The following is a 22244-nucleotide window of genomic DNA, read 5'->3' as shown; positions in this document are numbered from 1 at the left end:
TCGCGAATGTTCGAAACGGGCGTTCGCCACGCTGGTAGGGTTCCCGGCGTGGGGGTTCCGGAGGATTTGCTGGCCGCGGCCAAGCAGTGTCTGGCCGAGCGGGGATACGCGCGTACGACGGTGCGGGACATCGTCGCCGTGTCCGGGAGCAACCTGGCCGCGATCAACTATCACTTCCGCTCGAAGGACGCGCTGCTCAACCGGGCGATGATCGAGGCGACGGGCGAGGCCGTCCAGGAGGTCGTCAAGGCGCTTGCGGAGAACTCCCGGGGTGATCAGGGCGAGCGTCTGGAAGCGTTCTGGGCCGAGCTGATCGAGTCCTTCCGTGACAAGCGGGCGTTGTGGCTGACCAACGTCGACACCCTGGCGCAGGCGCCGCACTCGCCGGAGGTGCGGGCGCAACTGGCGGACGGCCAGACGCGGGCGCGGGCGGAGCTGGGCAGGTTGCTCCAGCAGAACGGCGATGAGGCGTCGGCGGTGCTGGTCACCCTGCTCATCGGCATGCTGGTGCAGTGGGCCGTCGATCCGGACAGCGCCCCGACCGCGCAGGACCTCTCCCGGGGGATTCGGGCCATCGCGACGGCCACGGCGACCGGCACCTGAGTCAGGGCCGGTCACCGCGAGATGATCACCTCATCGGCTGGTCGTCGCGGGCGTGCTTTCCGTTCGGCCGCACGGCACGCAGCAGGATCGGCGCCAGGACCGCCATTAGGCACAGACCGGCGGCGGCTGTGATCATGGCGTAGTGCTGGCCCTGGGTGAAGGCCTCGCGCGCCGCCGCGGCGAGTGCCCGCCCGGTCGGTTCGGGCGTGTGCCGCGCGACTTCCAGGGCTGCGCCGAGGGTTTCGCGGGCAGCCGCGGCGGCCTGCGGCGACACGCCCTCAGCCGGCTGCCCGGCGAGCTGGTCGCGGTAGACGGCCGTGCCGATGCTCCCCAGGATCGCGATGCCGAGCGCGCCGCCGAACTCCGTGGCGACCTGCGACAGTCCCGCCACCGAACCCGCCCGCTCGGGTGGCGCGGTGGCGATGATCAGGTCCGAGGAGACGGTCAGCACGAGCGTGACGCCGCCGGCCATCAGCATGATCCCGGCGACCAGCGGCAGGGCTTGACCGCTCGTGTCGAGCTGGGACAGGAGCGTGAAGCCGCCGGCGCCGACGAGCAGTCCCAGGCAGACCACCAGGCCGGGACGGATCTTCCGTAGCAGGACGGGAGCCAGCGCCGCGCTGAGCATCGCCATGCCGGCCGAGGGCAGAGCGTACAGGCCCGCGACGAACGGCCGCGCGCCCATGACCATCTGCAGGTACTGCGTGGTGAACAGGCTGGAGCCGACCATGGCGAAGACGCCGAGGGTGTTGGTCCCGATCGCGGCGGTGAAGGCGCTGCTGCCGAACACCCGCACGTCCAGCATCGGGTCAGGCGTCGTGCGCTGACGGAGGATGAAGGCGGCCCCCAGGGACAGGCCGGCCACGATGGCCAGGACCGGCGGCCAGCCGAGGCCGTCCTGGGCGATGTGCTGCACGCCGTAGATCGTCGGCAGGATCGCGGCCAGTGACAGCGCCACGCTGAGCGGGTCGAAGCGGCCCGGCCGCGGGTCACGCGACTCCGGCAGCAGCAGCGGGGCCATGATCAACAGAATGGCCATCACCGGCAGGTTGACCAGGAACACCGAACCCCACCAGAAGTGCTCCAGCAGCGCTCCGCCCATCAGCGGGCCCAGCATGGCGCCGCCGGCGAACGCGGCGGTCCAGACCGCGATGGCGACGCGGCGCTGACCATCGTCGTGGAACATGTTCCGGATCAGTGACAGCGTGGACGGCATCAGTGTCGCCCCGCCGACGCCGAGCAGGGCACGGGTGGCGATGAGCATGCCGGAGTCGGCGGAGAAGGCGGCGATCGTGGAGGCGGCCCCGAACGCCACCGCACCGATCATCAGGAGCCGGCGTCGGCCGATCCTGTCACCCAGCGTGCCCATCGGCAGGAGCAGGCCGGCCAGCATGAACGGGTAGATGTCGATGATCCACAGCAGTTGGGAACCGCTCGGGGCCAGGCCGGCGCTGATGAACGGCAGCGCGTACGACAGCACGTGCAGGTCCACGGAGATCAGCAGCACCGGCAGTATCAGCACGGCCAGCCCGATCCACTGCCTGCGTCCGGCCCTGGCCGGGGCGGTCATGGTCATGGTCATGAGTTCTCCTGTCGGATGGGGGCGCCGGCGCGGTGCAGGTGCCGCAGGGCCTCGGCGTGCGAGGCCATGAAGCCGGTCTCGTGGTACGGCAGGCCGAGTTCGCGGCAGTAGGCGCGCACGATCGGCTGGGCCAGGCGGAGGTTGGGGGTGGGCATGTTCGGGAAGAGGTGGTGTTCGATCTGGTAGTTGAGCCCGCCCATCGCGAGGTCGATGAACCGGCCGCCGCGCACGTTGCGGGTGGTGAGGACCTGCCTGCGTAGAAAGTCCAGCCGCCTCTCACCGGTCATCATCGGCATCCCCTTGTGGCCGGGGGCGAAGACGCAGCCCATGTAGACGCCGAACAGTCCCTGGTGCACCGCGAAGAAGACGAACGCCTTGCCCGGTGAGAGAACCCAGGACAGCGCGGCCAGGTAGAGCGTGAAGTGGGCGACCAGCAGACCGCCCTCCAGCAGACGGTGCTTCAGCCACGGTCGCCGCAGCGCTCGTACGCCGCTCAGGTGCAGGTTGAGGCCCTCCAGGAGGAGCAGCGGGTAGAGCAGGAACGCCTGCCGCCGGCCGATGAAGCGCGCCAGCCCTCGGCTGTTTCTGGCCTGTTCCTGCGACCACACCAGGATGTCCGGCGCGACGTCGGGGTCGAGGTCCTCGTGGTTGGGGTTGGCGTGGTGGCGGGTGTGCTTGTTCATCCACCAGCCGTAACCGAGGCCGATTCCGAGGTTGCCGGCCAGCCGCCCGAAGATCTCGCTGGGCCGCCGAAGGCGGAAGATCTGCCGATGAGCCAGATCGTGCAGCACGAGGGCGACGTGGGCGAAGACGATCGCGAAGTAGGCGGCCAGCGGCACCTGCAGCCATGAGTCGCCCAGCGCGAAGAACGCCGCCAGGCCGGCGACGAACAGACCGGCGACCACGCCGAGCCGTACGACGTAGTAGAGCGGCCGCCGGTCGAACAAGCCCGCCACGGCGATGCGTTCGGAGAGCCGGCTGAAGTCGCTTGCCGAGGGTGGTCTGGATGGAGACGGTGCCGTCGCGGTTGCTTGCGTCATGGCGCCGACCATACACACGTTTTGCACACATGTACAAAACATCTGTTTGTGACATTTGTTTTGCTCAAGCGTTCAGGCCCGGGTAGGGTCGGCGTATGGGAGAGCGAGACAAGCTGATCGAAGGCGCCAAGCGTTGCCTGCAGGAACGCGGCTATGCCCACAGCACGGCACGCGACATCGCCAGGGCGTCCGGGGCCAACCTGGCCTCCATCGGCTACCACTTCGGCTCCAAAGACGCGCTGCTCCTCGAGGCCATGCTCGAGGCGACCATGGAGTGGGCCGAGAAGCTGCAGCACGCCTTGACCGACGACGCGCGGGTCGCCGAGCCGCCGCAGGACCGATTCGAATCCCTATGGCGACGGGTGATCGAGATGCTCGACCTGTATCGCCCCGTGTTCGTGGCGAACATCGAGGTGTTCGCCCAAGCCGAGCGCCAGCCACGGCTTCGCCGGGAATTGGCCGACGCCCAGGAATCGGCCCGTCTGGAGTGGGCCGGCTGGCTCGGCCCCCAGGCGCACCCGGTTCCCGAAGAGACGCGGCGAGCGGTCGGCTCGTTCTACCTGACCATGCTGACCGGCCTGGTGATGCAGCGCCTCATCGACCCGGAGCGCGCGCCGACCTCCGAAGAACTGTCCAGGGCGCTGCGCGCGATCGCGGTGTGCGACGACGAGCCGGTCCCACCTGCTCGCGGCTGACTCCACGCCCTGCGGTGCGGCGGGCCGTTGTCCGGCCGGCTCTGCGCGCCCGCTCGCGTTCCCGTTGCGACCACCGATGTCCGGTCCGAATCCCCCTCGGAGGCCGGTCCCTGCCGCCGTGCTGACGCCCAAATAAATCTACAACGTAAAGCCGCCGGGAACGTGCGCCACGAACGCCATCCAGAAAACGATCACCTGGCGGACCGCCTCAACGGGTTCGGGAAGGACGCTGTCGCCCTGTAGGCGCAGCGGGACTCCGCGCACAGGCCGATGGCGTCGCCGTCGTGGATGTCGAGGCCCGCGGTCCTGACGAGCCAGGCGTTGATCACAATGTCCATCGGCGAGTAGTGGGCGGCGTTGTCGACGTGCCCGTAGACGTCGTCGTCCTTCCACCTGGTCGCGACGGTCTCCCGGTAGGCGTACACGGTAGAACTGGATTCCAGAGATGATCTGAAGCGTTCCCCGCTACGATGATCAAGCTTTGAAGGAACAAAGAGGGCGCGGGGGTATGAACCAGCAGGATTCCATCAGCCATCCGGCGTCTTTGGGGCCTTACCGGATCGTTGAGCGACTGGGCCGGGGCGGGATGGGCACCGTCTACCTGGCTGAGGACCCCGCGGGAGCGAGGGTCGCGATCAAAGTGATCAACGCAGAGCTGGCCGATGATCCCGCGTTCGCCGACCGGTTCCGGGACGAGGTGACCGCGGCCCGCCGGGTGCGCCAGTTCTGCACGGCGCCGGTTCTGGACGCCGACCTGGAGGGTGACCCGCTCTATCTGGTCACCGAGTTCGTCCCGGGCCCCACGTTGGCCCAGGTCGGGCGGCTGTCGGGCGCCAACCTGGAGGCGCTGGCCGTCGGAGTGGCGACCGCGCTCACCGCGATCCACGGTGCCGGGGTCATCCACCGCGACCTCAAGCCGGCCAATGTGCTGCTGTCGCCGTTCGGCCCGCGTGTGATCGACTTCGGCATCGCCCGCGCGCTCGACACGCTCTTCGAGCGGACCGCCACCGGCCGGATCGTCGGCACTCCCGACTACATGGCTCCCGAGGCGCTCAGAGGCGAGCCGGTGACCCAGGCGTTCGACGTCTTCTCCTGGGGATGCGTGGTGGCGTTCGCCGCCACCGGGCGCGCCCCGTTCGGAGGCAAGACGCTCACCGAGGTGCTCTACAAGGTCGCGCACGAACCCCCGGTGCTCGACGGCCTGGCCCCGGGCCTGCGGGAGGCCGTCGAGACGGCTCTGCACAAGGATCCCGCGCGGCGGCCGACCGCCCAGCAGCTCCTGGACCACCTGGTCGGCCGGAGCAACGTGGACACCGGGAGGATCGCCGGGACCCTCCGGCTGACCCTCCTGGACTCCGCGCCGGTCGCGCCGGCCGGCCCCGTCGCGCCCGCGCGGGAGCGTTCCGGCGGACGCGGGCCGAAGGCCACGGCCGGGGGCCGTCGCCGCGCGCCGTCACCGAAGCCGCGGTCCAGATGGCTCGTCTTCGGTGGAGCGGCCCTGGTCCTGGCCCTTGCCGCGGGGGGAGCGTACCTCTGGCTGGATGACGGCCCGCCCGACCAGGCCGAGCTGGTGTTCGCCGATGACTTCTCCCGGGACAGGGGCTGGCCGCGTGACTACGGAGGTCTCTACGGCCAAGGCCAGGGCTATTACCAGCTCACCACCTCCCAGGACAACGTTGATCACTTCGCGAGCGCGTCGGTCGGCATCGTGCCGCCGAAGGAGACCCTGCTGAGCGTCAAGATGCGCATGCCGAACGGCGAACCGGACGGTCAGGCGGGTCTTTACTGTCACGGCCGCCTGGGTGGGGGCGCCGACGACGGCTATGAGTTCCGCATCCGCCGGGACGGGCGGGCTTCGATCGCCAAGAAGGTCAAAGGCGATATACGCGACCTGACGCTCGCCGAGCGGATCCCCGGATACCGCGCCGACAGGCTCGCCACGCTGCAGGCGGCCTGCCTGCAGGAACCGCACCGGGTCCGGTTGACGCTCTGGGTGAACGGCGAGCGGGTCGTCGGGGCGGTCGACGACGAGTCGCCGCTCAAGGCGGGCGCGGTGGGTCTCATGGCACGGCAGTCGCCGGGGTACCGGAGGAACACCGTGGCGCACTTCGACGACTTCCGCTGGGGTCGTCTCTAGCCGCTTCCCAAGAGCGTCGTCGGGTTGTCGAAGGCGTCGTCGCCGTGCGGTCCAGGGCCGGGTCCGGCAGGGCTCGGCAGGGCTCGCGGCGATGCTCCCAGGGTGCTCCGACGGCTCCTGGACGGGCCTATCTCCAGGAATGGGTGCGTCTTCGTAAGATCATTGCCAATATACGGTCATGGCTGATGTCGGGCAGGCCGCGGAACGCGGGCGTGAGGTCTCCTCCCGGGTCTCGGAGGAGGGGGCGGGCTGGGACTGCGTCCAGATCGGTTCCTTCAAGGATCTGCGGCCCAACGACGGGTCCTTCACCTGGCTCAGCCCCCGCACCGTCTGGAAGTCGAGGAACGAGGTCCTCGCCGGCCTGTTCGGCGATCCCTCGGGACAGGTCCGGGCGCGCTGGACGGCCTCCCAGCGGGACCGGGGCGTCGATCCCTCCTTCCGGATCCCGATGGACGTCGGGCCGGAGTTCTCCTTCCTCGTCCTGGGCGACACCGGGGAGGGCGACGCCTCCCAGTACGCGGTGATCCCCGGCCTGCTCAAGCTCGGCGCGAAGACGGCCTTCGCGGTCATCGCCAGCGACGTGATCTACCCCACCGGGTCCGGGAACGAGTACGACGACAAGTTCTTCCGCCCCTACAAGGACTACCCGGCGCCGATCTACGCCGTCCCCGGCAACCATGACTGGTACGACGGGCTCGGCGGCTTCATGCGCGTCTTCTGCGACGCGCCCGCGCTGAAGGCCGAACGGCAGGGGTTCGGGCTGTCGCCCGCCGGGTTGCGCGGGCTGCTCTGGCGCAGGCCGGAGAGGATCGACGAGGCGGCTCTGGCCAGGGCGCGCGAGCGCCGGGCACTGCCCCGGCAGCGGGCCGTGCAGCCCGCGCCGTACTGGGCGATGGAGACGCCCGGACTGCTCATCGTGGGGGTGGACACCGGCATCCACGGCACGATCGACCGGGAGCAGGCCGAATGGCTGCGCGAGGTCTCGCGGGACCCGCGGCCCAAGATGCTGATCACCGGCAAGCCCGTCTACACCCGCAACGACTACAAGCCGTCCAGACTTGAAGGCGGCGGCACGATCGACGACATCGTCGCCGACCCCGCGCACAACTACGTCGCGGCGATAGGCGGGGACGTGCACAACTACCAGCGCTTCCCGGTCAAGACGGGCGGCCGGACGATCCAGTACATCGTGGCGGGCGGCTCCGGGGCCTTCATGCACGCCACCCACACCACCCCCAGGGTCACGGTCGGCGGCGTGCACGAGGACGACTACCGGTGTTACCCGCTCCGCGGCGACTCGCTGTCGTTCTACAGCAAGCTCTACAGCGAACGGCTGCGCATGCGCTGGCTCTACCTCACCCCCGCCGAGAGCGCGACGCTGATGTCCCGGCAGATCGGCAACACCCCGGTCCGCGACGTCCCGCCGGTCCCCATCACCCGGCGGATGCGGTGGGCGGCGCGGATTCTCGGCGGCTGGCCGATGCCGCTGCGACTGCCCGTGGGCAGGGTCTTCCACCGCTACCTGTCGGAGCTGTCGGACTGGGACACCCCGCCGTTCTTCAAGAGTTTCCTGCATGTCTCGGTGACGCCGAGGACGCTGACGATCCGCTGCTTCGCCGCCACCGGCTGCCTGCCGCAGGAGATCGAACCCCCGCTCGAAGACGAGGTCGTGATCTCGCTCGTCTGATCGGGAATGTCGGCGCCACATGGCAGGCTGGACGTATGAACGTGGCAGTCGCGGCGAGTCCCGGCGGGGGCGGCGTCCTGCGCCCGGACGGGCAGGCCGTGCGGGCCGTCGCCGACCTGGCGGAGGCCGCTCGGGAGCTGGAGGCCGGCAGGCCTCGCTGGGTCTGGGCGGACACCAAGGAGGTCTACCCGGCACTGCTCGGCGTCGGCGTGCGGCTGACTCGCTGCCACGATCTGACCCTGACGGAGAGCCTGCTGCTGGGATACGAGGGGCGTTACGGCGAGCCCCGCTCGGCTCTGGCCGCGCACGCGCGGCTGCACGGGCTGCCGGTGCCGCAGGACCATCACGAGCCGCAGGCGCGGCAGGCCACGCTGTTCGAGGAGGAGCCGCCCCCGCCCGATGCCGACCTGGTCGCCGAGGTCCACGCCGACCAGCTCAGGCGGATCGAGGCCATCGCCGATCCGCAGCGGTTTCGGTTGCTGGTCGCCGCCGAGTCCGCCGGAGCGCTGATCGCGGAGGAGATGAGACATGAGGGCATGCCCTGGCGGGAGGACGTCCACGACGCGCTCCTGACCGGCCTGCTCGGCCCGCGTCCGGTGCACGGCATGCGACCGGCCAAGCTTCAGGCCCTGGCCGACCAGGTGACGGCGGCGTTCGGCACGTCGTTCAACCCCGACTCCCCGCAGCAGATCCTCAAGGCGTTCAAGTCGGCGGGCGTGCCCATCGCCTCCACCCGGGCCCATGAGATCAAGAAGGTCGACCACCCGGGGGTGGCGCCCCTGCTCGCCTACAAGGAGATGGCCAGGATCTACAGCTTCCACGGCTGGGTCTGGGCCGACCAGTGGGTTCGCGACCACCGGTTCCGGCCCGAATACGTGGTGGGCGGCGTCGTGTCGGGCCGGTGGGCCACCAGTGGCGGCGGAGCGCTGCAGATCCCCAAGGTGATGCGCAAGGTCGTGGTGGCCGACGAGGGCTGGACGCTGGTCGTCGCCGACGCGGCGCAGCTCGAACCCCGGGTGCTGGCCGCGATGGCCGGAGACGGCGGCCTGGCCAGGGCGGCCGGGCAGATCGATCTCTACCAGGCGCTGGCCCAGGCGTTCGGGGGCGAGCGCGACCACGCCAAGATCGCTATGTTGTCGGCGATGTACGGCGGGACCAGCGGGGACGCGCCCAAGCTGCTGGCCGTGATGCGGCAGCGCTTCCCCAAGGCCTACCAGTTCGTGGAGGACGCCGCGCGCAGCGGGGAGGACGGCCGGCTGGTCCGTTCCTGGCTCGGCCGTACCTGCCCGCAGCCTTCGGCCCGCTGGCGCGAGCTGGTCTCCGGCCCCGACGGGAAGCGGGCGGCCCGCGACCGGGGCCGGTTCACCCGCAACTTCGTGGTGCAGGCGACCGCGGCGGAGTGGGCGCTGACGCTGATGGCCGTGTTGCGCGGGCTGCTGCCCGATCCCGCCAAGCTGGTGTTCTTCCAGCACGACGAGGTGATGGTGCACTGCCCGGCGGAGCTGGCCGAGGAGGTCGTCGTGGCGGTCGGCCGGGCCGCCGAGGAGGCGACCCGGCTGCTGTTCGGCTCCACCCCGGTGCGCTTCCCGATGCAGGCCCTGGCGGTGCGGTGTTACGCCGACGCCAAATGAGCCGGCGGGCGCGTAGCGGGTGAGTCGGCGGGCGGCGAGTGCGCGGTGGGTGAAGCCGGTGGGCGCGCGGTGGGCGAGTCGGTGGGTGAGCCGGTGGGTGAGCCGCCCTTATGCGCGGCTCAGGGCCAGCCGCGCACCGGTGATCGTCACCATCACGGCCACGACGGCGCCGAGCACGCCGTAGGACAGGGCGCCGACGATCACGCCCGCCACCACCGTGCCGGTCGCGCCGCAGACGTTCATCAGCAGGTCGGAAAGGCCCTGTACGGTGGGGCGGTGCTCCAGCGGCACGGCTTCGCTGAGCATCGCGGAGCCGGAGATCAGCCCGCACGACCAGCCGACGCCGAGCAGGGCCAGGCCGGCCGACACCTGCATGACGTCGTGCGGTTGCGCCGTGCCGGTCAGAACGGCGGCGGCCAGCAGCAGGCCCATGCCGAGGGTCAGCACCCGGACCCGGCCGATCCGGTCGGCCAGCCAGCCGACCACCGGCGACAGGACGTACATGCCCGCGATGTGCAGGCTGAGCACGATGCCGATGACCGAGTAGGTCGCGCCGCCGTGGTCGAGGTGGAGGGGCGTCATGGACATGACCGACACCATCGCCGTGTGACTGACCGCGATCGCGGTGAGAGCGCGCAGCGCGACCGGCGACTGGCGCAGGATCCGCCACGCGGTGCGCAGCGTGCCCCCGGACCGCGTGACGGTGGCGGGTGTCGTGGGGGCGGGCGCCGCGGGGGCGACCGAGCGGGCCAGCCGCAGCGGGTCGGGGCGCAGGCCGATCACGATGACGCCCAGTGCGAGCGCGAAGGCCAGCAGGGAGAGCGCGAAGGGGCCGGCGGCCGGGGCCAGGCCGAGTCGGCGGCCGAGGTGGTCGGCCGGTTCGGCGAGGTTGGGACCGGTGACCGAGCCGATCGTGGCGGCCCACACCACCCAGGACAGATGCCGGGCCGAGTGCCCCGGCGGGGACAGGTCGGTCGCGGAGTAGCGGGAGGCGAGGTTGCCCGCGCTCGCGCCGCCGAACAGCACCAGCCCGGCCAGCAGTAGCGGCCACGAGCCGATGGTGATGGCGATCACCGTGATCAGGCAGCCGAGCAGGGCGAAGCCGTAGGCCAGGGCCAGCCCGGCTCTGCGCCCGCTCCTGGCCGCTGCCTTCGCGGTGGGCAGCGCCAGCAGCGCGGCCCCGAGCACGGTCGAGGTTCCGGCCAGCCCGCTGATCGAGACGGAGCCGGAGAGCTGGGCGACCACCAGCGAGCTGAAGGCGAATCCCACCGCGACCCCAACGCCCCCGGTGATCTGCGCGATGGACAGGACGGCGAGGGTCCGCCGCTGTACGGCGGCTATTTTCCCGCTATCCATGAGGGAAATGTCGGCATTTGTGGTGGTTTCGGTCACGAGTGAAGTCTGTCATCACGCGTGACGCGACCCGCGGCGGCGTCCCCGATCCCTTCCTCTCCGGGCCCCCGGGGATCGACGGCCGCCGCCGTCGATCCCCAGTGGCAAGGCCGGCGAAGGCTCAGTCGACCTGGGCGGAAGGCTCAGTCGACCTGGGCGAAGGTGCCGAAGAAGGTCTGCCGGAGCGGAGCGCTCCTCTCCCACTCCAGATCCTGCACCGCGAAGGTGATCTGGTAGGCGGTCTGACCGTCGAGCGCGACGTAACGGGTCAGCCCGTGCATGGGCACGACGCCGCCGGGCTGGACATAGGTGTACTCCCAGTCGGCGGCCTTCCACGTACCGTACGGCACGGGTGCCACCGCCACCTCGATGTATTCGTCCAGGCCCTTCTTGCTCGCCCGCCTGAGCGCGGTCACCGGATCGGCGACCGGCACCTCGGTGACGACGATGCTGCGCCTGCTGTTCTTCGGGCCGGAGAAGGTGACGGAGCCGTTCTTCTCCGTCTTCACCGTCCAACCCCTGGCCACCGCGGCGGAGACGCCGCCTCCGCTCAGTGTCCTGAACCCCTCCGGAATCTCGCCGCGCGCCCGCAGCGGCGACACCGGCTCGCCGGGCGTGGAGACCGCCGGAGACGGGGCCGGGCTCGTGGACGTGCCGGAGGCGGTGTCAGAGGTGGTGTCGGAGGCACTGCCGGACAGCAGGACGAACAGCACGGCGGCCAGCACGGCCAGTGCCCCGCCGCCGACCAGCAGCAGACGCGGTGTCGGGCGGCCGTCTCGCATCCAGCCGTCCTCGCCCCCCGCCCGGCGGCGGCGCGAGATCCTACGCCCCCCGGCCCGGCCGGGGACGGTCACCGCCCGGGAGTCGTGCGCGCCGTCGCCGGAGGTCCGGGTGCCCGGGGCGGGCAGTGGCCACGGCGTTGCCCCTGCCGCCGGGACGCCGGCACCGGAGGGGCCCTGCGGCGGGGCGTCCGCGAGATCCCCGGGGGCGTCGGCCGGAGTGGGGCGCCCGAGGTCGGCCGAGGGGCTGCGCAACGCTTCGTAGCCGCGCCGATGCCCGTCGGACGAGCCGAACGGGTCGGCGGCCCCGACCGGGGCCCGGCCCGGCGCGGAGGGCGAGCCGACGCGGCGCGCGCCCGGGGAGCCCGACGGCGCGTCGGAGTGCGCAGGCTGGCCGGCCGGCTGATCGTAGGGCACCCGCACCGGACCGGAGGGGGTCTCGATGATCCGTGAGGGCATCGGTCCGGAAGGCGGATCCAGCGGCGGCAGGAGGTGCATCGGGGTGGAGTCGCCCAGGAGCGGCACCGGGGGGATCGTGACGGGCCCGCGGTTCGGGGGAGTGGAGCCGTGGCTGCGCAGCACCCGGTCCAGCAGGTCCGACGCCTGGGCGGCGGTCATCCGGTCGGCCGGGTCCTTGCGCAGGAGACCCTCGATGACGGCGACCAGCGCCCCGGCGCGCTGCGGCCGGGTGGGCTCCTGAGTGAGGATCGCGCCCAGCACGGCCACCGCGTCGGGGCCCTCGTACGGCGGCCGGCCCTCCACCGCCGCGTACAGCGTGGCGCCGAAGGACCATAGGTCCGCGGCGTGCGTGATCGGCCGGCCGGACAGCCGCTCCGGCGGGATGTAGGCGGGCGAGCCCATCAGCAGGCCGGTCTGGGTGATCGTGACGTCGCCCTCTATCGCGGCGATGCCGAAGTCGGTCAGCACCACCCGATCGGAGGTGAGCAACACGTTGCCGGGCTTGACGTCGCGGTGCAGGATTCCGGCGGCGTGGGCGTGGCGGAGCGCGTCGAGCACCCGGGCACCGATCTCGGCCGCCTGCACGACCGGCAGCGGCCCGCTCTGCCGTACGGCCTGCTCCAGGGACCAGGCGCGGACCAGCTCCATCACGATCCAGGGACGGTCGTCCTCCTCGACGACGTCGTGGACGGTGACGATCCCGGGGTGACTGAGCCGCGCCGCCGAACGGGCCTCGCGCAGCATGCGCCGGTGCGCCACCTGCTTGCCGGCGTGGTCCAGGCCGTAGGGGAGGATCAGCTCCTTGACCGCGACGTCTCGATCGAGCAGGACGTCATGGGCGTGCCACACCACCCCCATGCCGCCGCGGCCGACCGGAGAGACCAGGCGGTATCGCCTGCCCACCAGTTTGCCCTGCGCCGCCGGTGCGGTCCTGCCGGCGCTCCCGTCCTCCGGCCCGGCCGGGGCCTTGCCGAGCAAGCGATCGGTCATCCTACCCCGTCCCCCCAAAACCAACCCGATTTCCAAGGTTGGACACGATATCGGGCTCACATTCGGTAATGGAAGTTAGCGGATGAGAAAGCGCTTCGTGGTAATTGTCCAAAGTGTCACACTTGGCACGGCTGACCTGCCGCCCAAATCCCGATGCCGGAAGCCGTGATTCACCGCCGCGTTCTCCACGGTCCGATCATGGATTGTGGATCACGCTCAATGGAAAACGATTACTTACCCGATTCGCCGCCGGGGTCGGCCGCCTCGGCCAGCGCGGCCAGAGCGGCGGTGAAGGCCGAGGCGGGCGGGCTCACCAGCCCCGCACCGACCTGGCCGGTTCCCGCGACCCGCCCCGCGATGCCGGTGTTGACGGTGGGCAGCAGACCTGTCCTGGCGACCAGCGTGACGTCGACACCGACCGGCGTGCCCCGGAAGTCGAGGCTCGGGATCTGGTAGGCGGGATGTTCGGCGAGGGTGATCTCGTACATCGACCGGGTGGCCGCCATCGCGTCCGACACGTCGCCGCCGACGAACCTGACGATCGCCGGGGCCGCGGCCATCGCGAAACCGCCCAGTCCCGCGGTCTCGGTGATCGTGGAGTCGCCGATGTCGGGGTTGGCGTCCGCGGGACCGTACGCGCCGAGATAGAGACCGTCCGGCACGCCCGCCGGGCCGGTGAACCAGCGCTCGCCCAGCCCCGAGACCTGGACGCCGAAGTCGGTGCCGTTGCGCGCCATCGCGACGACCATGGTGGAGCCCGGGATGCCCCTGGCCGCGTCCGTGCTCACCTTGCACGCCGCCATGCCCGCGTTGAGGAAGAAGTGGTCGTTGCCGTTGACGAAGCGCAGCACCTCGGCCGCGTGGCCGGGAGCGGCCTCCACGATCCCCGGGGCCAGCTCCCGCGCCAACAGCGAGGTGGCGGCGCGGTTGCGGTTGTGCAGCTCGTCGCCCATCTGCAGGGCCTGGGCGATCAACGCCCGCAGGTCCAGCGGCCCGGTCACCTCCAGGGTGGCCCGCAGGACCGGGCCGAGCACCTCGCCCATCCAGCGCAGCCGCTCCAGCACCTCCGGGCCGTAGGCGCCGTACCGCAGCACCTTGCCCAGGCCCTCGTTGAGCGAGCAGTAGGCGGTGCCGCCGTGTTCGGCGTCACGCACCTCGAACATCCACATCGACCGGCTGACCACGCCCGCCATCGGACCCACCGTCCGGTGATGGTGGCAGGGCTCCAGCCGGGCCCGCCCCGCGGCCAGCCGCTCGCCCGCCTCCTCGGCGTCGGCGGCCAGACCCTCCAGCAGCATCGCCCCGATGAGCGCGCCACGCATCGGACCGGACGCCCGATGCCAGTCGATCGGCGGTCCGGCGTGCAGGAACGTGCCCCCGGGCAGGTCGAGCACCTCGTGGGCGGGCCGCACGCCGACGAGCTGGGGCCGTGCGGACGTCAGACGCGCCACGGCCCTGTCGTTGGCGCCGCTCCTGCGCGGGTCGGCCAGCACCCGGGCCAGGTCGCCGGCGGTGCCGGGCATCGGCGGGCGCCAGTCCACCCCCACCCTGGGCACGGCCTGGGCGTCCAGGGCCTCACCGAGCAGCTCGGTCCCGACCGTGATCACCTGAGGCTCTCCGGAGAGCATGGGCAGCGTCATCGACCACTCCTGAGCGGGAAACGGCGGCTTGCGGCCGGGCGATCACCGATCCCGCACGACCAGCGGATCATCGGGCGCCCGCCAGCAGAGCGGCCGCGTGCCCGGCGGCCTGCGCGTTGGAGACGAATACCGCGGCTCCCGCCGCGCGCAGCGCCTCCGCCTGGGCCCGCAGCCCCTGAGGGTCGCCCTCGGCGCCGACCAGCGCGACGACCACCGGCACGCCCCTGGCGACGGCCGCGGCGATCCCGGGCGCGAGCCGCGCCGAGGGGTCGGGATCGGCGCCGTGCCCCAGGATCACGTCCAGCAGCGCGACGTCGCCCGGCGGCACCTCGGCCAGGGCCTCCAGCCGGAGCGCGGGGTCGATCATCGGATGGGCCCGGCCACGCGTGTAGGCGTCGTCGCCGAAGTCGGTGAACTCCCCGGTCCCGGCCACCAGCCGGGCCTCCACGCACAGCGTCCCGCCGGAGTAGACGCCGCGCAGCCTCCCCGCGCGGGCCTCCGCCCCGGCGGCGCCCCCGCCCGGCCGGCTCTGCTCCGGAGCGGGTGCGGGCCAGGAACGCCACGCGGGGACCTTCGCCCCGAGCGCGCGCAGGGCGGTCTCGGTCGCCGTGGTCAGATCGTCCTGGCCGGGGCCGAGCAGCGCGGTGACCACCGGTGTCCCGAGTTTCGCCACGGCCTCCCGCACGGCGTGCGCGACCTCGGCGGCCGGGGGCTTGGAGACCAGGACGATCAGCTCGGTCGCCGGGTCGGCGTCGAGCGCCCGCAGGGCACGGAGGGTGGAGCGCCCGCCCACCTCCTCCGACAGGTCCCTGCCGCCCACGCCCAGCACATGGCTGACCCCCACGCCCGCCAGATCCAGCAGGCAGGTGACCTGCTGGGCGCCGGTCCCCGAGGCGGCCACCACCCCGACCGGACCCGGACGGAGCACGTTCGCGAAGCCGAGGCCCACCCCGCCGATCACGGCCGTGCCGCAGTCGGGTCCCATGACCAGCACGTCCAGCTCGTCGGCGCGCTTTTTGAGCAGCACCTCCTGCTCGACCGGCACGTTGTCGCTGAAGATCATCACGGACAGGCCGGCCTCGATCGCGTCCAGCGCCTCGGCGAACGCGTGCGGCCCCGGCACCGAGACCAGGGCCAGCGTGGCGGCCCCATCGCGGGCGGCGGCGCGAACCGTGCGCGGCGGGTGCTCGACGGCCGTTCCGCCCGCCGTACGGCCGGCAAGACCGGACAGGAGCCGGTCCAGCTCGGCGGCGGCGGCCTCCAGCTCGGCCGGGGCGCCGCTCCGCAGCGCGATCAGCAGGTCGGACGGACCGGCCCCGGGAAGGTCGAAGCCCAGGTCGGCGGCGATGCCGAGATTGAGCTCCGTGGCCATGGCCACCACCGCGACCTCGACGCCGGGCAGCGCGGTGATCGCCTGGCTGACCCGCATCAGGCTCACCGAGTCGTGATACACCCCCGTGCGTATCCGGACCAGATCAGTGCTCACGTGCCCCGCCCTCCGATCCGCCCTCCGACCCGCCTCCCAGATCGACGACCGCGGCCAGGCCGATGCGCAGTCCCCAGGCCAGATCGGCCCCCGAGGTGTGGCCGAGCCGGAGCAGCCGGTGCAGCGCCGGCTCCAGCGCCTGCCGTCCGGCCAGGCCGCGCAGCACGGCCAGCACCTCGCCGCTGGCCTCGCCTCGGGCCGCGCAGTGCAGCAGCGTCGCCGAGATCGGGGTGGTCCTGCCGCGGGCGTCGAAGGTGACCGCGGCGGCCAGCCAGTCGGCCAGCCAGACGGCCCGCTCCACTCCGGCCGCCGCGCCCAGGTGACGCAGGGCCACCAGCGTCCCGGCCAACATGTCGTCACCGCTGGGGGTGAGCCCCGGGCCGAGTCCGACGAGCTGCTCGGCGGCCGTGACGCCCTTCACCAGGGAGGCCTGGGCGCATCCCTCGGCCAGCAGGCCGGCGGCGCCGTTGCCCTCCAGCCCCGGACGTCTGGCCGATCGGCCGCACAGTCCGGCCATCACGGGCAGCGACGCCGCCAGCCGTGCCGGATCCACCGGGCCGAGCGGCGGGGCCGGATCCCACCAGCGGTGCGGCCGAAGGCTGAGCCGTCCGACCTCGATCGAGCCGTCGCCGACACAGGCCTCGTCCCCCACGGTGACCTGCGGCATCGAGCCGGCGACCACCATCGCGTTGGGCAACCTGGTGGCGTCGCCCGTCACCACCGCGATCACATGTGGTTCGAGCTCGGTGCGGACCTCCAGATAGATCCCGGTGGGGAAGGCGGCAAGCACCCGCGCGGGGCGGCGGGGCGACTCCAGCATCCGGCGCAGGGCCGTGCTGGCCGCGCCGGTCGCGTCCGTCCGCACGCGGGCCCGCCGGATCCTCGGGCGCGTGCCGACGGTCATCGGACCCTCTCCGGCGGCCTCGTGCCCGCGCCGTGCCCGCCGGCTCCCTCGCTGCACCCCATCGCGACTTCCCCCGTCCGTTGAGCCGACCGTAGAACGGTCCCGCGGCCCGTCCGTACGGAGAAAGGTGACAACAGTCAGCCCAAAGGTTGGCTCTTCCTGACAGACGGCTCCATCAGTCACAATCGCTGCATGGAACCTCCCGTGCGCCTGGCAAGCACCGGCACGATCATCCACGGCGTCGCCGTCGGCGAGGTCCTCGGCGTCTCGACCCTGGCCGGGGCGCGGCTGATCGCGGGGGAACGGGGCCTGGACCGAATCGTGCAGCGGCTCAACGTGATGGAGGTTCCGGACGTCCTGGCCTGGGTGAAGCCGCACGAGCTGCTGCTCACCACCGGCTACCCGCTCCGCAACACCCCCCAGTCGCTCGACCGGCTGGTGGCCGACCTGGACGAACGCGGTCTGGCCGCGCTGGCCATCAAGCTGGGCCGCTACCTGGACCGGCTGCCCGAGGAGATGGTGGAGCAGGCCGACCGGCTGGGCTTCCCGCTGATCCAGCTTCCCGACGACGTCGGCTTCGACGACATCCTCAACCAGGTGCTCACCGACATCCTCAACCGCCAGGCCGCCGTGCTGGCCCGGGCGGAGGAAGCGCATCGGGCGCTGGTCCAGGTCGTGCTCGCCGGGGGCGGGCTGCGCGAGGTGACGGCCGAGGTGGCCGGACTGCTCGACGTCGCCGTGGCGGTGCTGGACGGGGCCGGCCAGGTGCTGGCCGCCGCAGGCCCCGCCGAACACCTGTCGGCGCTGCGCGGCGCCCCCGAAGGCCGCCACACCTCGGTCCCGGTCGTCGCGGGCGGCCACCACCACGGCCGGATCGTCGCCTGCGGCCCCGTCGGCTCGATCGGCGACAGCGACATCGGCATCTTGGAACGTGCCGCCACCGTCGCCGCGCTCGTGGTGACCCGGCAGGAGGCGGTCAACGCGGTCGAGAGCAAATACCGCGCCGACTTCCTGCGCGACGTGCTCACCGGCCGGGCCGGCGGCTCCGAACGGGTCGCCGCGCGGGCCAAGGCCTTCGGCTGGGACCTGGAACGCCCGGTGACCGTGCTGGTGGCCGAGCTCGACCCGGAGGGGGACGAGCGCATCGCCCAGGACCGCCTGGTGACCTGCTGGACCGCCGCGCTGCGCCGTCACGACCCGCGTGGCGCGGTGGCCGGTTTCTCCCACGAGGTCGTCGCCATCGTGGACGCGACCGTCGACACCGCCCGCCTGGCGAAAGACGCCGCGGTGGCCTTCGCCGAATCTCTGTCCGCCACCTTCTCCACCGGCGCCAGCCGCGTCGCCGCCGGAGCCGAAGCCCTTCCCGAGGCGTACGGCCAGGCACTCAAGGCGGCCAGGGTCGGCCGCCAGCTGCACGGCCCCGCCGCGGTCGCCCACTTCGACCAGCTCGGCGTCTACCGCCTGCTGTCCCTGGTCAACGACACCGCCGAACTGCACGCCTTCGTCCGCGAGACGCTCGGCCCGCTCGCCTCCGACGAGGATGCCGAGAACGCCGACCTCCGCCGGACCCTGCAGGTGCTGCTGGACACCAACCTCAACGTCGCCGAGACGGCCCGCAGACTGCACTTCCACTACAACACGCTGCGCTACCGCATCGGCAAGCTGGAACGGATGCTCGGCGGCTTCACCGAGGACGCCCACCTGCGCCTGAACCTCACGCTCGCGCTGCACGTCCTGCGGATGCGCGGAATCTGAGCCCGTGGCCTCTAAACTCTGGGGCGTGAACGAGACCTTTGAGCTGGAGACCGACTACATCCCGCTGTGCGACCTGCTGAAATACTGCGCCGTCACCGACACCGGCGGCCAGGCCAAGCATTTCATCGCTGAGGGGAACGTCATGGTGGACGGCGAGGTCGAGCTCCGCAAGACCTGCAAGATCCGCGCCGGGCAGGTCGTCACCGGCGACGGCTTCGAGATCCACGTCGTCGGTGCGGGGAGCTGACGTCCGCCGCCGGAAGCGGCCCGCACAGCGCCCGCACGATGCCCGTACGATGCCCGCGCCGTGGCCCGTACAGTGCCGCACGATGCCTGCACAGTGGCCCGCATGATGCCCGCGCCGTGGCCCGCACCGGGTTTCGGCGGCCTCGCGCCCGGGAACCCTCCGTAGTCCCTCATCTCCCAACAGGACGCTGTCGTCGCCGGTGCGCAAGGTGATCACTGGTCGGCGACTCAGATTTGGCAGATCATGACGATGTACGGGTGCGACGGCGGGCCTAATGTGCCCGCAACGACAGCATGGGGATTCGCCGGAGGGATGCCTGCGGGGCGGCCACCGACCGACGGCCCGGTGAGAGGTGGGGCTTGATGGTTGCAGGTTGGACCAAACACGGCGACGGCAAGACCCTGGCGCCCGGAGAAGTCGTCAGGCCGGACGAAAGACTGTCCTGGCCGCGCATGATCGGGTTCGGAGCGCAGCACGTCATCGCGATGTTCGGCGCGACATTCGTCTTCCCGCTGGTCATGGGGCTGAGCCCGAACGTCGCCATCATGTTCTCCGGCGTCGCCACGATCATGTTCCTGCTCATCGTGCAGGGGAGGATCCCCAGCTATCTCGGCACGAGCGCCTCGTTCGTGGGCGGGGTGCTGGCCATCCGGGCGTCCTTCGGCGGTGACACGCCCGCCGTGGACGCGATCGTCACCGGGGCGATCCTCGTCGTCGGCCTGGTGCTCGCGCTCGCGGGCGTGGCGATCCACTTCCTCGGCGTGCAGATCATCAATCGGATCTTCCCCCCGGTCGTCACCGGCGCGGTCGTCATGCTGATCGGGTTCGGGCTGGCCTACGTGGTCGCCGACGTCTACTGGCCGCAGGACCAGTGGATCGCCCTGATCACCATGGTCGTCACCTTCGTGATCATCGTGGCCTTCAAGGGGTTCGTCGGCCGGATCGGCATCCTGCTCGGTCTGATCATCGGTTTCGTGCTGTCCTGGGCGGCCGACCGGCTGTTCGGTGACATCACCGCCTACAACGCCGCCACCGCCGCCGTCGACACGCATCCGCGGGTGAGCTTCGCCTCGGTGGCCCAGGCTCCGTGGATCGGCTGGCCCGACACGTTCCTGCCCGACGTCAGGTTCTCCGCCGTGTTGCTGGTGCTCCCGGCCGTGATCGCGCTGATCGCGGAGAACATCGGTCATGTCAAGGCCGTCGGTGAGATGACCGGCGTCGACGTCAACCCCTACATGGGCCGGGCGATCATCGGCGACGGCGCCGCCACCGCGGTCGCCAGCGCCTTCGGCGGCTCCCCGACCACCACCTACGCCGAGAACATCGGGGTCATGGCCGCGACGAGGGTCTATTCGACGGCCGCCTACTACATCGCCGCCGTGGTCGCGATCCTGTTCGGCCTCTGCCCCAAGTTCGGCGCGCTGGTCGCGGCGACCCCCGGCGGTGTGCTCGGCGGCATCACGGTGATCCTCTACGGCATGATCGGCCTACTCGGCGCCAAGATCTGGATCGAGAACCAGGTCGACTTCTCCAACCCGGTCAACATGGTCCCGATCGGGGCCGGCGTCATCCTCGCCATCGGCCCGGTCAGGCAGATGATCGGCTCGCACTTCGTCCTGGAGGGCATCGCCCTGGGCACCATCGTGGTGGTGGGCGGCTACCACCTGCTGAGGGCGATCTCCGGCGGGACGAGAGACGAACCCGGCCGGACCGGCACCGAGACCGGTGGGGCCGTGCCCGGCGGAGGGGCGTCCGGGTGAAACCGCCCCCCTTCGACTACCATGCCCCCCGATCGGTCGGCGAGGCCCTCGACATGCTCGCCGGCGCCGGAGAGCACGGCAAGGTCCTCGCCGGCGGCCAGAGCCTGATCCCGATGCTCAACATGCGGCTGGCCGCCCCCGCGCACCTCGTCGACATCAACCGCCTGGCGGGCCTGGCCACCCTCGACGTGGAGCCCGGTGGTGTCCGGGTCGGCGCGCTGACCAGGCACGCCCAGGTGGAACGCGCCGCGCCGGTCGCCGCCGCCCAGCCGCTGCTGCGCCAGGCGCTGCGGCTGGTCGCCCACCCCGTCATCCGCAACCGGGGCACGGTGGTCGGCAGCCTGGTGCACGCCGACCCCGCCGCCGAGTTGCCCGCCGTGCTCGCCCTCCTCGGCGGTTCGGTACGGCTCGCCCGTCGCGACGCCACCCGGGACGTCCCCGCCGGCGGGTTCTTCACCGGTCCGATGGAATCGGCGGTCGAGCCCGGGGAGCTGGCGGTGTCGGCGTTCTTCCCGCTGCTCGCCCCGCGCGCGGGCACCGCGTTCCGCGAGGTGGCCAGGCGGCACGGCGACTACGCGCTGGCGGGGGTCGCGGCGCTGGTCGAGCTGGACGAGGACCTGCATGTCGGCACGGCCAGGGTGGCGTGCGTGAGCGCGGGCCCCGTCCCGGTGCTCGTCGACGTCACCGAGGCCTGCGGACACCGCCCGCCCGCCTCGACCGACTGGGCCGCGGCGGCGCGGGCCGTACAGGACCGGATCGAACCGGAGACCGACATCCACGCGACCGCCGACTATCGGCGCCATCTCACCGGGGTCCTCGCCCGGCAGGCCCTGCGGGACGCGGCGAGGGAGGCCCTCGATGCCTGAGCCGACGGCGAACATCGCGATCACGCTGACCGTGAACGGCGTGGTCCGCCAGGCCGAGGTGCCGGGACGGCGATTGCTGTCGGATTGCCTGCGGCACGATCTCGGCCTGACCGGCACCCACGTCGGATGCGAGCACGGAGTGTGCGGATGCTGCACGGTGCTGCTGGACGGTGAGCCGATCCGCTCCTGCCTGACGTTCGCGGTCACGGTGGACGGCCATGACATCACCACGGTCGAGGGGCTCGCCGCCCCGGACGGCGCGATGTCGCCGGTGCAGCGGGCCTTCGCCGAGTGCCACGGCCTGCAGTGCGGTTTCTGCACCCCGGGCTTCCTGTGCACCGTCACCGCGCTGCTGCGGGACAACCCGGCGCCGACCGAGGAGGAGGTGCTGGAGGGCATCTCCGGCAACCTGTGCCGGTGCACGGGTTACCAGAACATCGTCAAGTCCGTCCATCGCGCGGCCGAGATCATGGCGGAGGAGTCGTGAGCGGGGAGATGAGCGAGCTGGGGAAGGCGGACGGTCCGAGGGGGCGGATCGAGACAGGGCGTCCGCTCAGGACAGGGCGTCCGCGAACGCGGGCTGCCCGCTCC

Annotated in this window: 18 protein-coding genes; 10 read left to right on the top strand and 8 right to left on the bottom strand. The window is 71.8% G+C overall.

What is annotated here, in order from left to right; translation table 11 throughout:
• Positions 1-48 precede the first annotated feature (48 nt).
• Positions 49-603 carry a TetR/AcrR family transcriptional regulator gene (locus tag ACQPYK_RS34490; RefSeq protein WP_433240454.1) on the top strand — a complete coding sequence of 185 codons (555 nt, stop codon included), beginning with the start codon at positions 49-51 and terminating at the stop codon, positions 601-603.
• Positions 604-628: 25 nt separating this feature from the next.
• Here ACQPYK_RS34490 and ACQPYK_RS34485 read toward each other — a convergent pair whose 3' ends face one another.
• Together ACQPYK_RS34485 and ACQPYK_RS34480 are read right to left on the bottom strand one after the other, a co-directional pair.
• The gene (locus ACQPYK_RS34485; protein WP_433240452.1) at positions 629-2185 is read right to left on the bottom strand and encodes an MFS transporter; all 1557 of its coding nucleotides are present in this window, start codon (positions 2183-2185) and stop codon (positions 629-631) included.
• On the bottom strand, positions 2182-3225 hold the full coding sequence (locus ACQPYK_RS34480) for a fatty acid desaturase family protein (protein ID WP_433240449.1): 1044 nt from the start codon (positions 3223-3225) through the stop codon (positions 2182-2184). Before ACQPYK_RS34480 ends, ACQPYK_RS34485 begins: the two co-directional genes overlap by 4 nt.
• A gap of 95 nt (positions 3226-3320) precedes the next feature.
• On the opposite strand from ACQPYK_RS34480, the gene ACQPYK_RS34475 reads away from it, so the two are divergent.
• On the top strand, positions 3321-3920 hold the full coding sequence (locus ACQPYK_RS34475) for a TetR/AcrR family transcriptional regulator (RefSeq protein ID WP_433240446.1): 600 nt from the start codon (positions 3321-3323) through the stop codon (positions 3918-3920).
• A 191-nt stretch (positions 3921-4111) separates the two neighbouring features.
• Here the strand turns inward: ACQPYK_RS34475 and ACQPYK_RS34470 are convergent, their stop codons facing one another.
• Entirely contained in the window at positions 4112-4345 is a 234-nt protein-coding gene (locus ACQPYK_RS34470; protein WP_433240443.1) for a hypothetical protein, read from the bottom strand.
• Positions 4346-4428: 83 nt separating this feature from the next.
• Here ACQPYK_RS34470 and ACQPYK_RS34465 point away from each other — a divergent pair, with 83 nt between their 5' ends.
• The 3 genes from ACQPYK_RS34465 to ACQPYK_RS34455 all read left to right on the top strand — a co-directional run bounded on the left by ACQPYK_RS34465 (position 4429) and on the right by ACQPYK_RS34455 (position 9375).
• Complete coding sequence (locus tag ACQPYK_RS34465) at positions 4429-6057, top strand: serine/threonine-protein kinase (RefSeq protein WP_433240440.1); 1629 nt, start codon at positions 4429-4431, stop codon at positions 6055-6057.
• 178 nt (positions 6058-6235) lie between these two features.
• Entirely contained in the window at positions 6236-7744 is a 1509-nt protein-coding gene (locus ACQPYK_RS34460; RefSeq protein ID WP_433240437.1) for a metallophosphoesterase family protein, read from the top strand.
• Positions 7745-7779: 35 nt separating this feature from the next.
• On the top strand, positions 7780-9375 hold the full coding sequence (locus ACQPYK_RS34455; protein ID WP_433240434.1) for a bifunctional 3'-5' exonuclease/DNA polymerase: 1596 nt from the start codon (positions 7780-7782) through the stop codon (positions 9373-9375).
• Between the two features lie 108 nt (positions 9376-9483).
• Here ACQPYK_RS34455 and ACQPYK_RS34450 read toward each other — a convergent pair whose 3' ends face one another.
• From ACQPYK_RS34450 to ACQPYK_RS34430, 5 genes are all read right to left on the bottom strand, one after another.
• Positions 9484-10731 carry an MFS transporter gene (locus ACQPYK_RS34450; RefSeq protein WP_433240431.1) on the bottom strand — a complete coding sequence of 416 codons (1248 nt, stop codon included), beginning with the start codon at positions 10729-10731 and terminating at the stop codon, positions 9484-9486.
• A gap of 179 nt (positions 10732-10910) precedes the next feature.
• Entirely contained in the window at positions 10911-12995 is a 2085-nt protein-coding gene (locus ACQPYK_RS34445) for a protein kinase domain-containing protein (RefSeq protein WP_433240428.1), read from the bottom strand.
• Positions 12996-13225: 230 nt separating this feature from the next.
• The gene (locus tag ACQPYK_RS34440; protein WP_433240425.1) at positions 13226-14635 is read right to left on the bottom strand and encodes a DUF1116 domain-containing protein; all 1410 of its coding nucleotides are present in this window, start codon (positions 14633-14635) and stop codon (positions 13226-13228) included.
• Positions 14636-14702: 67 nt separating this feature from the next.
• Entirely contained in the window at positions 14703-16121 is a 1419-nt protein-coding gene (locus ACQPYK_RS34435) for an FdrA family protein (protein WP_433240422.1), read from the bottom strand.
• A complete protein-coding gene (locus ACQPYK_RS34430) occupies positions 16111-17025 on the bottom strand; it encodes a DUF2877 domain-containing protein (protein ID WP_433240419.1) in 915 nt (304 codons plus the stop codon). The genes ACQPYK_RS34435 and ACQPYK_RS34430 overlap by 11 nt, the downstream gene beginning before the upstream one ends.
• Positions 17026-17217: 192 nt before the next feature.
• On the opposite strand from ACQPYK_RS34430, the gene ACQPYK_RS34425 reads away from it, so the two are divergent.
• The 5 genes from ACQPYK_RS34425 to ACQPYK_RS34405 all read left to right on the top strand — a co-directional run bounded on the left by ACQPYK_RS34425 (position 17218) and on the right by ACQPYK_RS34405 (position 22140).
• On the top strand, positions 17218-18780 hold the full coding sequence (locus ACQPYK_RS34425; RefSeq protein WP_433240416.1) for a PucR family transcriptional regulator: 1563 nt from the start codon (positions 17218-17220) through the stop codon (positions 18778-18780).
• A 25-nt stretch (positions 18781-18805) separates the two neighbouring features.
• Positions 18806-19027 carry an RNA-binding S4 domain-containing protein gene (locus ACQPYK_RS34420; RefSeq protein ID WP_433240413.1) on the top strand — a complete coding sequence of 74 codons (222 nt, stop codon included), beginning with the start codon at positions 18806-18808 and terminating at the stop codon, positions 19025-19027.
• Positions 19028-19389: 362 nt separating this feature from the next.
• A complete protein-coding gene (locus ACQPYK_RS34415) occupies positions 19390-20787 on the top strand; it encodes a uracil-xanthine permease family protein (RefSeq protein WP_433240410.1) in 1398 nt (465 codons plus the stop codon).
• On the top strand, positions 20784-21653 hold the full coding sequence (locus ACQPYK_RS34410) for an FAD binding domain-containing protein (RefSeq protein WP_433240407.1): 870 nt from the start codon (positions 20784-20786) through the stop codon (positions 21651-21653). Before ACQPYK_RS34415 ends, ACQPYK_RS34410 begins: the two co-directional genes overlap by 4 nt.
• The gene (locus ACQPYK_RS34405; protein ID WP_433240404.1) at positions 21646-22140 is read left to right on the top strand and encodes a (2Fe-2S)-binding protein; all 495 of its coding nucleotides are present in this window, start codon (positions 21646-21648) and stop codon (positions 22138-22140) included. The genes ACQPYK_RS34410 and ACQPYK_RS34405 overlap by 8 nt, the downstream gene beginning before the upstream one ends.
• The last annotated feature ends 104 nt before the right edge of the window (positions 22141-22244 follow it).

Source organism: Streptosporangium sp. CA-135522 (assembly GCF_050949235.1).
GTDB lineage: Bacteria > Actinomycetota > Actinomycetes > Streptosporangiales > Streptosporangiaceae > Streptosporangium.
Note: the sequence above shows the minus strand (reverse complement) of the source record. Positions and strands in the feature narration are given on the sequence as shown.